Origin of the sequence: Anaeromassilibacillus sp. An172, from assembly GCF_002160515.1 — a bacterium.
GTDB classification, from domain to species: domain Bacteria; phylum Bacillota; class Clostridia; order Oscillospirales; family Acutalibacteraceae; genus Limousia; species Limousia pullorum.
Genome location: NZ_NFKS01000010.1, coordinates 69,518 through 82,628 on the forward strand (window position 1 = coordinate 69,518; position 13,111 = coordinate 82,628).

The following is a 13,111-nucleotide window of genomic DNA, read 5'->3' on the forward strand; positions in this document are numbered from 1 at the left end:
AAAGTGTATACTTTCCCCTAATCAGGTATATATTACCGCACTTACTTTTGAACCTTGAGGTAACCTTGCTAAATGCAGGGGGGTGAATACTTTTAAAAGAGGAGTTGACCATCATTGGAAAATAATGATAGGTTGATATTGGTCAAAGAAGAATCTTTGCTAATACACTGTAAATGGATTCGACAACAGAATAGCACAATTTCTTCTGGATCATCTTTTATAGAAGTATCACTAAAAGCCAAAAAACAAGAGAAAGTGAGGTGATATATTAATGAATAAAAATATACGTTTAATTGTGAATTTTGTACTTACTATTGTGTCTTGTTTCGCAATGATAGCATGCGTTGATAAAATCAAAGAGACTCTTGTACTTGGTTTATTTGAAAGCACTAAGTACCTCACAGCGAACAGTCTTTATGCTGCAGCTTTTGTTACTTTCTTTGGCATTGCACTGTGGAATATTACAAGTATCTACATTGTAAATAGAGACAGGTATTGAAAGTAAGATGTAGTAACACTGATATGTTCAAAATTTTTGAGCATATTAGTGTTACCGCATAGACGCCCGATTCTCATAACGCTTTCTTCTCGGCACATCATCTTTTCGAAGTGTGTTCTCCAAGATTGTCAATGAGTGAGTGGCTCGCTGGACAAACCGTTGTCTTGGTAGGGTGAACGGTTCATCGTCACGGCGAATGCTTATATGACTCAAGTATCCGTTATGTCAGGCGTGAGGTAAGCAAAACAGCACTTACCTGTTTTTCAAGGTACAGCGAAAAAACAAAAAGCCTGCACCTCTGACACGTCAGAAAAGTACAGACTTACAGCAAAAAATATATCCAAAATAAACGCACACCACAAAGCGTGCGGAAATCCGGCTTCATAAGTCATGCTGAGTATTGGCGTACTCTCATGGCGCAAGGCTGTCAGTAATTGCGGTTATTGGCAGCCTGTGAGGCTTATTTGTGTTTCCACAAATACATTATAGTCCTTTTGATTTTCAAAGTCAATACTTACGAAGGGGAAGTATTGACTTTTTTTGTATAATTTTTAATATTTTATATATTTAATATTATGTAATTATGTAAAAAATATTATGTCAGAATTTTGAGGTGTGAAGAGAAATAGGAGGAAAACATGAATAAAATAGGGTTAGTTTTAGAAGGTGGAGCAAATAGAGGAATATTTACTAGTGGAGTATTAGACTGTTTTAGGAATTATAATGTATATTTTCCTTATATTATTTCGGTTTCAGTTGGATGTTGCAATGCTCTAGATTATGTTTCAAAGCAATTAGGTAGAACTCGAGAATGTATGATACCTAATGGAAGAAATATACCACCTATAAATTTGAGAAATTTAATGATAAATAAAAGTATTATAAATTTAGATTTGGTTTTTGATGAATACCCTAATAAGCTAGTACCATTTGATTTTAATGCATATTTCGAGTCTTCAGTTGAAAGTGAATACGTAGTTACAAACTGTAATACTGGTAGAGCTGAATATCTATCAGAAAATAGAGAAAAAAAAGACTTATGAATATTTGTCGTGCAAGTTGTAGTATGCCATATTTATGTCAAAAAGTTAATATTAATAATTTTGAGTATCTTGATGGCGGAATTACGGATCCTATTCCAATTAAGCGTGCGATAAATAAGGGATATAAAAAAAATATTGTTATTCTTACTAGAAATAATATGTATAAAAAGAAAGATAGTATTTTACTAGATTTTTTATCAAAAAAGATGTATAAAGATTATCCAGAGTTAATTATTGCTTTGAATAAACGAATAGAGTTATATAATAAAATAATTAATTATTTAGAAAATCTTGAGAAAAATAAGCAAATTCTCGTAATAAGACCACAAAAAGTTCTTGTTGGTAGAATGACGAATAATAAAAATAAATTAAATATGTTTTATAAACAAGGTTTTGAAATAGCAGAAAAAAGGATTAATGAAATTATAAATTTTATAAATGATTAAGATATAAAATGGTGATAAGTATGCTTGAAAGAAAAATAAAAAAAAATAAAAGTTTGCATAGAAGAATATTTACTAAATCTAGAATATTACATAAAGAGTTTTTTTTAAATGGAGTAATAATTATACTAGAATCTTCATTTATATCAGAATTTATAAAATTGTTTATACCTTCTGATAAAACTGACTTAATCGGAGCATTTTTGACAATTACAATTGCTTTTGTATTAATTATTGTAAATTATTTTAATAAAAGTGATAAAAATATACAGTCTTATAAGGCAACAAAACAATTTTCTGGATTGTATTGTGTTGACAATATTGAAAAATTAAAATTAAGTGAAGATAATGGATTAATAAATAGGCAGGAGGAAATAGAATATTTGTATAGTAAAATTAAAATAATTTTACCAGAGAAAGATAAAAAACAAGGATTATGTCTAGTTGGAAAAAGTGGTTGTGGGAAATCAACAATATTATATTTATTTCAAAAACAATATGCAAACAAAATTAATATTTTTAATTATTCAAAAAAATATGATTCAATAACAAGACATATAGTAAAAGATATAGGTGTTAACTGGGAAAATAATATAAAAAATTTAAATCAGAAATATGTATTTATATTTGATCAATTTGAACAATTTTTTCATAAAAGCGAAGAAAAACAGATGGAGATAAGAAAAATAATAGTAAAACTATCTGAAAAAAATATAGCGATAATTTTTTCAATAAGAGAAGAATATCTATCTAGGTTTATTAGAATATTTAATATAAATGACTTAGGTAATAATAATTTTGATGGAATAGAAAAACATGGTGTAATTGGAATTAATAAATATTTAGATAAAGATAGTAATAATATACTAAACAGAAGAAATACATATTTACTTTTTTGTTTGGATGACATGGAAAAAAATGAACGAAATATTAATAATGAGAAACTTTCTATGAAAGTCCAGTGTATAGAAGCTTTTGGAGAAAAAAGAGGAATTTCATATTACAATAAATTTAATGATTTAACATTAATTCAACAGCAAATAATTTTTAATGTACTAGCAAATGAAAAAGAATCGAGTGGATTTATAAATTTTAATGAAAATACAGAAGATTTTTACTTAAAACGTTTTTATGATGTGCAACTATGCAGTACAGGGAATTTTTTTTATTGCTTCACGAATAATGTATTTATTAAGCCTAGGAAATTCTCATCATATTTCTTTTGAAAAAGAAGATATTATGAGAATATTGTGTATTGCTGATATAAAATATGAAAAACAAACATTTAATAAAGTTATTAATAAATTGCAAGAACTGCAGTTGATTAAACATTCAGTATATAATTCTGACGAAGTATATGAAATAGCTCATGATTTTATTGCAAAAAGCTTTGAATCATATGCAAAATCAGAAATGTTAGTAGATGTTAGAGCTGCAATTGATCAATATGTAACAGAGTTTTTAAAAAATATCAGTATAAATGAAGAAATTGATAAATACAGAATGAAGAAAAGCAAGCGCAGCAATTCTATAATAATGTTTTGGCTATCAATTATCTTAAGTATTATTTTTTTTGCGGCTAATTATGTTTGTGCCACAAATAATGATAATTTATTAGTAATAAAATTTGTGCTAACTTTATGTTCGCTGTTTTATGTTTTTAGCTTCTATTATTGCATTACAAGATTTTACTCAAAAAAAAGTATAATAATTTTTTTATATTTATTATCATTATTATGCGGTGTATTATCTATAATAAATTTACCATATTGGCTTTTATATTTAGGACTAGGAAATTTTTTTGTAGGGATTTCAAGTTTAGTGATTGGCGTTGATAAAAAAATATCAAGGATAGGAAAACATATCTATATAAGCTATGGGTTAAAGACCGTTTTAATGGGTATTTTATTAATATTTCTAGAAATATATCTGAGAAATGTTATCAATACAACAGATACTTTTATTCTTGAAATGGTGTCAATGGGAGCTTTATTAATGTATGCTTTATATTCACATTTAAACGAAGAATTTATATATGTTCATTTAGAAGCTATATTTAGTAAAAACAGCTCTCAAAGAACAGATGTTTAGAAATTGTATTTCAATTTTATAGAAATAAGAATTAGAAATTATCTCAAAATTAATTAAAATATCTGGATTATTGTGGTATAGAGATATTACTTTAGATGTTTAAATAAGTGAACGTCAAAATATAAAATTGTTTGATAAAATTAAGGTAAATGTTGTAAGTAAATACCTACATATAGTATATTTTATGGAAGAGAAATACAAACACTGAATTAACAGGACAAACATAACAAGCAGTCAATATGTTGTGCGTAAATTTCATGTTTCTACGTGAGTCTGACAAAAAGCTCAAATCATGAGCTATATGTAGCTCTATTGTGCAGAGAACATTCAGTGAAGAAAATCACGGGAAGTTTAATCGTTTTCAGTATAATCTAACCTCTGTTGAGAATACAAGCGATTACTATAAATCTTTTATTTGTCTCATAGAAACTGCTTCTGACATAGATTTTACCAAAAAAGAACAAAGCCAAAAGCTTGCTACCTTGGTATGTTCTGACAGAATATGTCATAAGTCAATATGAGTGTAAAATACAAAATGCCATCCCTGAAATTATTTTTGGACGGCATTTTGTATTGGTTGATTTGACTATTGCGTTAAAATAAATTCCTTATAATCTTAATCTTATAATATAATTTTACAAGGATGTTTTGTTTTTGTAGAATATATAGCAAAAATATGCATGATTCTACATTATTATTGAATTTAAGCATAATAATAGTATAATTAAAAGGAACAGGTTGGATTGTGTGGATACTACATCTCAACAACAACCGAACGTGTTCCTTATATTCAAAAATATTATACACTGTAGTTAAATAATATTACATTTTTCAAAAAAAGTCAAGAGGGTACTTTTATGGTAAAAAATTATAGCAATCAAGAATTGTCACAAGAGGGCATTGATGAAAAGCAATTTATATTTTATCAAGTCTGGAAAGAACTTACAGATAAGAGGACGTTTGACTCTTATCAATATAAATTATTTAATGTTGTTGATGGAACTTATGAATTAATCCATAACATTGAGTGTTTCCTTGAAAATATGATATCAACAACACATTCTATCGTTGCAGTTATCGGTGAATTAACCAAAGAGATCAAAACCGATTACGTGTTAATTAACAAATGTAACAGTTTGAAAAATAGCATGTTAGGTACGCTTGGATCCAAGTATGTCAACAATTTAAATTACAAAGCTCTTTTATATAAGATGAGATTCTATCTTCACGAATTAAAAATGTTTTATGATGCAGCTTTGATTGAATGCTTGTGTAATTCAATTGATAATATGGATACAGATAATACAATAAAATTAACCTCTATATTTATAAGTAGATGTATTAATCAAGGATGGTCTGCTAGAGCATTATACCAAAAAATAGATTCAAATAAAGATGACATCAATACTTTTTTAAATAAAATATTTAATTCTCAAAAACAGAACTATGCAGTTCTGTTTCCATTTAGAGTTAAAATATTACCGCCAGTTGGAAAAACAAAAGAAGAAAGTCGAAAGTATGTAATCGAACAGATGAAAAAATTTGATATACTAGTTAATAGTAAAGATGAAATCATTGAAGAATTTAAAAATATTGACGACAGTTTATTGAATAATGATCAAAGATATATGATTGTTAAATGTGTGGCTAAAGATATATTCACTGCTTCGCATAATGCGATTACAAAAGTATCAAATATGTTGAATATGTTCGGCTTTTTTTCATTAACTGAATCTTGGGATATTTCTAATCAAACCTGGGTTGTATTTAATTGTGACCATCCATATACTAGAAAGTTAGTGCCAAATAATATATATGAGACATACGAATATCTTGATAGTTCCTCTAGTGTATACTCAAGGGTTGAAAAACTCATAAACTCAAATTTAGGCGATACAGGTTTTGTACAGAAATTATTATCATCATTCAATTATGCAATTTTAAGCAGATTATCTGTCTCAGTTGAAGAAAAATTTATTAATATGTGGATTGCAATTGAGTCCTTGGTTCGTTTGGATTCTCATGACAATATTATTGGAAACATTATAATTAATGTGTCTTCAGCTTGTTCTATAAGATATGTGTATAAAGAAATAAGGAATTTTATCGAAGACTGCTTCAGATGCAAAATATCACTTGACTTTGATAGTTTTACCCTTAGCCGTCAAGAACCTAATAAAGAGCTATTAGTACAAAATATGATAAATATATTTCGTAATGAATCTCTCTATACAGAACTTCATTCCCGTTGTGATGTATATTCATTATTAAAGCATAGATGTGAAAAGTTTCATCTATTGTTAAACAATGAGATGGAATTTATTAATCAAATTAAAAGTCACCACGAAACAATCAAATGGCATCTCGATAGATTATATAGGATTCGTAATGAAATCGCACATTCTGCTCATAAACAGCGTATTTCTGTGGTTAGTTACACGGAGCATCTATATGATTATCTTGCTACATATATATCTGAACTCGCAAGATTTTCTATAGAAAAAGGTATTACAAATGTTTGTGAATTATCTGCTGCAATTATAGATAATTATAATGAATTCCTTTTTATTGCACAAGAAAGGAAATTGACCCCTAAAAGAGATTATTTACAAGAAGTGTGGACAGTTGGAGTAATGAATTATATATAATAGCAGACTAGTAATAATATACTCAAAATAGTATAATCCCCAATTTTGTGTACTCCAAGTATAGTTGTGAAAAATAAACAATGATTATAATGTAACACAGGCAGCAGTATTCTTTGGTGTTACAGTTTGATTTACATCTTAACGCCTATGGGGCGTATGTCAAGGACAGCGAAGCTGTTTATTTTATCTTTGATATACGCCCTATAGGCGTTATTATTCTGCCAAACGATCCTTGAAAAATACAGCTATCTGGGCATGCATATCACTCCAATAATGATATATGCCAATCTGCTTTTTGTAGTATTTTAAACAGGTTGTTATATGTAGGAAACACTGACATTGAGTTAGTTACTTTACAGAATTGACGATAAAATCTGTCAATTACATTTGTTGTATAAATCAAAATTCGGAATGCCAGGGATATTTGAAATGTTTGTTAAGGTTAATCGAATTAGTTCTCTATGACATAGATATTTTAAGAGTATTTTGTCATAGCATTGAGCAAAAATTTCCAAAGTTTCAAGGAGACTTCTTTATCAACAGCAGAATAAACAGACTTAAAATCTTTGTGTGACACATGTTTACTAGATTTTCTCAGATAATGAATTATATAATTGGGGGTAATGTGGGCATTGATTGAAGCGTAAAATTCTGTCAGGTTATCGATACAGGCAATTAAATATCGTTAAACCTCTATTTTGAGATTGTTTAAAAGTTATTAAGAATTTTGTGTTTTCTATTACCCTTATTTCAAGTAAATTCTTATATCTATATCAGTTAGCGATGTATACCACTTTCTTTACTATCTGTCCTGTATGCGCACATAGTAGTTGATAGCATTAAGAAGCACAACTGTATATTATACATTCAATTGGACTTTACCGATAATCTCTGATTATTGTAAGAATTTCATCAGTAACCATTTTGAGATTATCTAATCAAAAATAGTATTTCTAATAAGTGTAAAATAGATTTTTGTTTCTTTTCAAGATATATTTTAACTTTTTATGAGATTTACTTGACAAAATTTAATGTTTACGTTATTATAATAGACAAATAAATTTATTTTTGGGGGTGCCATACTTATATGGACAATTTTCTTGATAAAATCTCTCAGAACGTTAAACAAAAAATTTATGAATGCATATTCCAAGCACTTTGTGAAGACAGTCAAGAAGCTGATGCACATTTGGGACTTAAAACACATGTATCACGTCCTTTCATGAACTGGGACTTAATGTACCGAAACCTTATTAATGCTTTTGGTGATGATAATGTCAAGTATGCTACAAACAAACGAGGAATGTGGACTGTATTATTATTATATGATGTTGAAAGTGGATTGCTTATTACTTTTATTAGGGATACTCGTTTTGAAAGTATTAAACATTTGAAAAGGGACAAACAGCCACAATATATTCGTTCTTTAATTGCTTTGAATAACGAACTTCAAGCTACTAATAAACAGCTCACACTTTTAGATGACATAGCAAACTCTGAGTCAAAAAACGAAACTGAGTTAATGAAAGTTCTTTACGACTTGTGTTCAGGATTTGATTGCCCAATAGAGTTTAATGGACTTCATCATGTACTTGTTTGTTTTTCAAACAAGTACAAAACATTGAGTTCTCTTCAAGCTTATATTTTAGATAGCAATTTTGATATTATTGAAGAACAAAACTGGCTTGATATGGCTAAGCCTATGATGAGTAACGAATTTGAGGTTGCAGAGCGTGAATATAACAAACCAGCAATCACTCTGAAATCGAAAGCTACTGATCGTTTGAAAGAAAAAGGATTGGTTGCTTTGAAAGAAAAGGAAAAACAAAAACAATCGTAATTTCCTATTTTGAAAGAGGGAGTAATAGTTATGAAATTATTTAATGGTAATCGTCTAAAAGCAGCACGTCAATACAGAGGACTTACAGTTGAGGAATTGGCACAAAAAATAAATGTAAGCAAGCAGACCGTATCACAATATGAAACCGGAAAGATTGAAAATGTTCCTTTTGATAAAATACTTTCCATTTCAAATGTTCTGAATTTTCCTTATAAATACTTTATTCAGAAAAATTGTTTGAATCTTCAGACTGGGGCAACCTATTTCCGCTCTCTTATGAAGACAAGTAAGAAGTATCGACTGGCACAAGAAATTAAGATGGAGCACATTGCTGTCATTTATTCTTTCTTGAATGAATATGTTACATTTCCTGAACTTAATTTGCCGGATTTGAGTGGAGAGAATCTTTCACCAACTGACGCTGCAAAAGCATTACGAGAATACTGGAAGCTTGGAGATAATCCGATAGAAAATCTTATGCGCACTGTGGAGCAAAACGGAATTATTGTTACTACTTTTGCCACTGATACTGATGATATTGACGCATTTAGTCAATATGTTGATGTGAATGGGACAGATGTCTTTTTGATTGCTCTTTCCAGCAACAAAGAATCTGCTTTTCGAATTAATTTTGACATTGCACATGAGTTGGGACACATTCTTTTGCATGAATGGAGTGAAGATGAAGAAGTTCTTACTCGTGAAGAATTTAAGGCAAAAGAAAAGGAAGCAAATGAATTTGCTGCAGCTTTCTTAATGCCGGAAACATCGTTTGCGAGTGATGTAGCGTTGGAGCCACAAAACTTAGATTATTACAAACAGATTAAGCGCAAATGGAAAGTGTCTATTGCTGCAATGCTTTACCGAAGCTGTGACCTTGGTATTATCACTCAAGGCCAATATCAGTATATGATTCGTATAATGCAAAACAAGGGATGGCGAAAATCAGAGCCGCTGGATAATACAATGAGAGCAGTAAAACCGACATTATTTTCAGATGCCGTTGATGTTCTTATTGACAATAAAGTTTTTACTCCGAAAGAATTTGTTGACGAATTAAGTGAAATGGGACTTGCTATGAATCCGGATGAATTGGAAGTTTTACTAAATCTGTCAAAGGGAACGCTATCTGTTAAAAATACAGAACCTATGAAAATGGTAATGCTTAAATCAAAGGAGTGACATAGCAATGTTGATTGATGAAATTGTTGATTTTTGTGATAATGAATATTCGTCTTATGAGTGTACAGAATGTCGTAATAATCATTTGTGCAATCATGATTGTAAAAAATGTCTTGATGATTTGCATTATCATAATAACATAATAAGGACGGATTATAGTTGTGAGCACTTATTAGACTATTATGTATGTAGATATTCGTATAAATACTGCTCGGAGATTATTTATGCCCTTAGTAATGTAGATTTAAGTCAATATCCATACTTCAATATTCTTTCATTAGGATGCGGTGGCGCTCCGGATCTTATGGCCTTTGATTATTTGAAATTAAATCAAAGAGTAAAATATATAGGTTTAGACATCAATGAAAGTTGGAAAAAGATTCACAATTGTATTGAAAAAATGAACAAAGCAGAATCAGTTGAATTTTATCGTGGATTAAATGTCCTCGATTTTTTCGACAACGAGACAATCGAGCAATGCAATGTTATTGTTATTGAATATCTTATTTCTTTCTTTTATTCAACTATTGGCAAAGAAGGATTAATAGAGTGGTTTGATAAATTGGCACAGCAAGTTGTTTCTTATAAACCATCAAATTCTCCAATGCTCATAATTATTAATGATGCTGATAGTATTTATATCGGAAGAAACGATTTCCCATTATTACGAGATTCAATTGAATCACAAGGTCTTACGATAAAACATGAGTATCGTAGGCATTTTAAAGAAAATGGACTCTTTCCTTACTCGGAAAGATACCATTCAAATGCCAACAAGTTCAATCTTCCTGATAGAATAAAAACATTATATAAGCCAGCAATAAGATGTGAGAGTGCACAATTGATATTTGAGGTGGAATAGATGATAATAAGTGCAAGCCGACGAACAGACATACCAACATATTATTCTGAGTGGTTTTTTAATCGACTCACGGATGGGTTTGTATATGTAAGAAATCCTATGAATATCCACCAGATAAGTAAAATATCACTTTCTCCCGATGTCGTTGATGGAATTGTTTTTTGGACAAAAAATCCTACTCCAATGCTAAATAGATTGGATGAACTTGATCAATATATTTACTATTTTCAGTTTACTCTGAATTCATATGGTGCGGATGTTGAACCTAATATTCCGTCAAAAAACAATATAGTAATTCCAACTTTTCAGAAATTATCTCAAAAAATCGGAAAGGACAAAGTAGTGTGGAGATATGATCCGATTTTTTTTAACGAAAAGTATACATTGGATTATCATGTCAAGTATTTCAGAATGCTCGCTGATAAGATTGCTGGATATACGGAAAAATGTACAATAAGCTTTATTGATTTATATAAAAATACGCAAAGAAATGTTTCTCCTCTTAACATACAAGTTCCGACAGAAATACAAATCGAACAACTTGTAACACAGTTCTCTAAAATTGCTGTGCAATACGGCATTTACATTGATACTTGTGCAGAAAAAATTGATCTTGATAAATTCGGAATAAAACATGCTCATTGTATTGACAAAGAGAGGCTTGAACGAATAGGGCAATATACACTTGATATTGATAAGGATAAAAATCAACGTACCGAATGTGGATGTTTTGCAAGCATCGATATAGGAACATATAACACCTGCAAAAATGGGTGTTTATATTGTTATGCCAATTTTAGTCAAAAAACAGTATCCAATAATTTTGGACTTCACGATTCGAAATCGCCACTACTGTTTGGTGTGGTTAGGGATGATGATGTTATAAAAGAGAGAAAAGTACATTCGTTTCGAAATTGTCAAATGAAGTTATTTTGATATTAATCTAATGGTGAGATTTTTATATCTGGTATAAAAAACAACTGTCAAAATAACTTGTGGGAATAATCAAAATAAAAAATATAAGTAAAATTGAAGTGCCCACAGACTCATTTTGAGTTTGTGGGCTGTAGTTTATGAGTATATAACTTCCATAAAGGAATCTAAGATAATACTCATTTTATAACATAGACCATTTGGCTATCTACATTAAGATATTTCGGTTATTTTGCTTATCTGTTACTTATTCTAAACAATCAAATCGTTACTTCAACTTTTTCGCTTGCAAATACCTTATTAAGCTTATTATATTACCTTTTTTTAAGGCGGTGGCATACATTGATTTTGAAAAGCTCAAAGTCAATGCGACTGGAAGTTTCATCAGTGCAGTTTGTTAATTTATTTTGTGCGTTGCTATTGTTGGTTGACACAGTGAACACCTCCTATTATTGATATTATAACGGTATACCGTTATAATATCAATAAATTTTATCCTAAATATTTTATATTATCCTATCCAGCACATTGGTTTCCTTGTAGTTTTTTTCAAACAGGTGGATATAGGTATCGTAGGTTGTTCGGACGCTGGAGTGTCCCATTATATGGCTTACGGATTTTATATCACAGTTTTCTCTGAAGAGCAGGGAAGCAAATGTATGACGCAGACAATACAGTTCTCTTGGTGTGACTTCGGCTTCCTTTAACAGGGCGTACCAATTTCGTCTTAGCATATCGGGTTTTACTATCTTCCCCTCGTGCTGCATTATAAATTTACCTTTTGGATTGGTTTTACTTGCAATTTGTTTTAGTGCATATTTAGCGTTATTATTCAAATAGATTTTTCGTCTGCTGCTTGAGGTTTTAAGGGTTTCTTGGAGAAGAACCACATAGTTATCGTTCTTTTCGTCGTGATAGGAAACAACGCTTCTTTGTATGTATATATAATCGCCTTTAATATCGCTCCATTTAAGACCCAATAATTCACATGGGCGCAGTCCTGTGTTCAGAAGAAAATAATATCCCCAGCCTATATAAGGCTCTAAAAGACTGCTCTTATAGGTTCTTACTGATATGGTGAATTTAAGGCGTTTGATTTCCTCGGGAGTTAAAATTGATTTTTCCTTTGATGGGGAAAAATTATTTTTCTTTGGTTTCTTAATCGGAAGCATAGGATTTTTGGAAACATCTCCTATGTACTGTGCAAACTTAAAACAGGCGTTTACAGCTTCATATATTTTCTTTGAGGTGGACAGGGAATAGGTTCCGTATACAAATTCAAAGAAATCCAACAGTTGCTGAAGTTCAATTTCACACATCGGAATATGTCCTAAATAGGGAATTACATTTTTGGTTACTGTTCTGTAAAGGCGATCATATGAGGTTGGTTTTAACTCTATTTTTTTACATGGAAGCCAAACCGATTTGTAATATTCTGTCAATGTTTTTTCTGTCATAAAGATTCTCCTTGTATAATAAATTTAGGTTGATAAGGGAGCCTATCTCCCAAAATCAACTGTATAATTATTCAACATAATGTTGTATAATTGTAGTTATTAGATAGAGGATG

The 13,111-nt window shown here is 30.0% G+C and carries 10 protein-coding genes; 9 read left to right on the top strand and 1 reads right to left on the bottom strand.

Features of this window, described 5'->3' with window-relative positions; all coding sequences use genetic code 11:
- The first annotated feature begins 1,137 nt into the window (after positions 1 to 1,137).
- The 9 genes from B5F08_RS06615 to B5F08_RS06655 all read left to right on the top strand — a co-directional run bounded on the left by B5F08_RS06615 (position 1,138) and on the right by B5F08_RS06655 (position 11,544).
- Positions 1,138 to 1,542 (top strand): patatin-like phospholipase family protein, encoded by a 405-nt coding sequence (locus B5F08_RS06615; protein ID WP_087377611.1) that lies wholly within the window; start codon positions 1,138 to 1,140, stop codon positions 1,540 to 1,542.
- A 23-nt stretch (positions 1,543 to 1,565) separates the two neighbouring features.
- Complete coding sequence (locus tag B5F08_RS06620; RefSeq protein WP_158096240.1) at positions 1,566 to 1,988, top strand: DUF6363 domain-containing protein; 423 nt, start codon at positions 1,566 to 1,568, stop codon at positions 1,986 to 1,988.
- Positions 1,989 to 2,008: 20 nt separating this feature from the next.
- Positions 2,009 to 3,211, top strand: a complete 1,203-nt coding sequence (locus B5F08_RS06625) for an ATP-binding cassette domain-containing protein (protein ID WP_087377615.1) — start codon at positions 2,009 to 2,011, stop codon at positions 3,209 to 3,211.
- A gap of 13 nt (positions 3,212 to 3,224) precedes the next feature.
- Positions 3,225 to 4,076 (top strand): hypothetical protein, encoded by an 852-nt coding sequence (locus B5F08_RS06630; RefSeq protein WP_087377617.1) that lies wholly within the window; start codon positions 3,225 to 3,227, stop codon positions 4,074 to 4,076.
- Between the two features lie 857 nt (positions 4,077 to 4,933).
- Positions 4,934 to 6,724, top strand: a complete 1,791-nt coding sequence (locus tag B5F08_RS06635) for a hypothetical protein (RefSeq protein ID WP_087377619.1) — start codon at positions 4,934 to 4,936, stop codon at positions 6,722 to 6,724.
- Positions 6,725 to 7,811: 1,087 nt separating this feature from the next.
- Positions 7,812 to 8,564 (top strand): DUF5986 family protein, encoded by a 753-nt coding sequence (locus tag B5F08_RS06640; RefSeq protein ID WP_087377621.1) that lies wholly within the window; start codon positions 7,812 to 7,814, stop codon positions 8,562 to 8,564.
- A 30-nt stretch (positions 8,565 to 8,594) separates the two neighbouring features.
- Positions 8,595 to 9,746, top strand: coding sequence for a helix-turn-helix domain-containing protein (locus B5F08_RS06645; protein ID WP_087377623.1), 1,152 nt, complete (start codon positions 8,595 to 8,597; stop codon positions 9,744 to 9,746).
- A 7-nt stretch (positions 9,747 to 9,753) separates the two neighbouring features.
- A complete protein-coding gene (locus tag B5F08_RS06650; protein ID WP_087377625.1) occupies positions 9,754 to 10,608 on the top strand; it encodes a hypothetical protein in 855 nt (284 codons plus the stop codon).
- A complete protein-coding gene (locus B5F08_RS06655; RefSeq protein ID WP_087377627.1) occupies positions 10,609 to 11,544 on the top strand; it encodes a DUF1848 domain-containing protein in 936 nt (311 codons plus the stop codon).
- A gap of 503 nt (positions 11,545 to 12,047) precedes the next feature.
- Here the strand turns inward: B5F08_RS06655 and B5F08_RS06660 are convergent.
- On the bottom strand, positions 12,048 to 12,998 hold the full coding sequence (locus B5F08_RS06660; protein ID WP_087377629.1) for a tyrosine-type recombinase/integrase: 951 nt from the start codon (positions 12,996 to 12,998) through the stop codon (positions 12,048 to 12,050).
- Positions 12,999 to 13,111: the final 113 nt, after the last annotated feature.

Excerpts from the sequence above, each read along its gene's own strand:
- B5F08_RS06615 (WP_087377611.1), top strand. The coding sequence starts at position 1,138 with ATGAATAAAATAGGGTTAGTTTTAGAAGGTGGAGCAAATAGAGGAATA.
- B5F08_RS06640 (WP_087377621.1), top strand. The coding sequence starts at position 7,812 with ATGGACAATTTTCTTGATAAAATCTCTCAGAACGTTAAACAAAAAATT.
- B5F08_RS06635 (WP_087377619.1), top strand. The coding sequence starts at position 4,934 with ATGGTAAAAAATTATAGCAATCAAGAATTGTCACAAGAGGGCATTGAT.
- B5F08_RS06655 (WP_087377627.1), top strand. The coding sequence starts at position 10,609 with ATGATAATAAGTGCAAGCCGACGAACAGACATACCAACATATTATTCT.
- B5F08_RS06650 (WP_087377625.1), top strand. The coding sequence starts at position 9,754 with ATGTTGATTGATGAAATTGTTGATTTTTGTGATAATGAATATTCGTCT.
- B5F08_RS06620 (WP_158096240.1), top strand. The coding sequence starts at position 1,566 with ATGCCATATTTATGTCAAAAAGTTAATATTAATAATTTTGAGTATCTT.
- B5F08_RS06645 (WP_087377623.1), top strand. The coding sequence starts at position 8,595 with ATGAAATTATTTAATGGTAATCGTCTAAAAGCAGCACGTCAATACAGA.
- B5F08_RS06660 (WP_087377629.1), bottom strand. The coding sequence starts at position 12,998 with ATGACAGAAAAAACATTGACAGAATATTACAAATCGGTTTGGCTTCCA.
- B5F08_RS06630 (WP_087377617.1), top strand. The coding sequence starts at position 3,225 with ATGAGAATATTGTGTATTGCTGATATAAAATATGAAAAACAAACATTT.
- B5F08_RS06625 (WP_087377615.1), top strand. The coding sequence starts at position 2,009 with ATGCTTGAAAGAAAAATAAAAAAAAATAAAAGTTTGCATAGAAGAATA.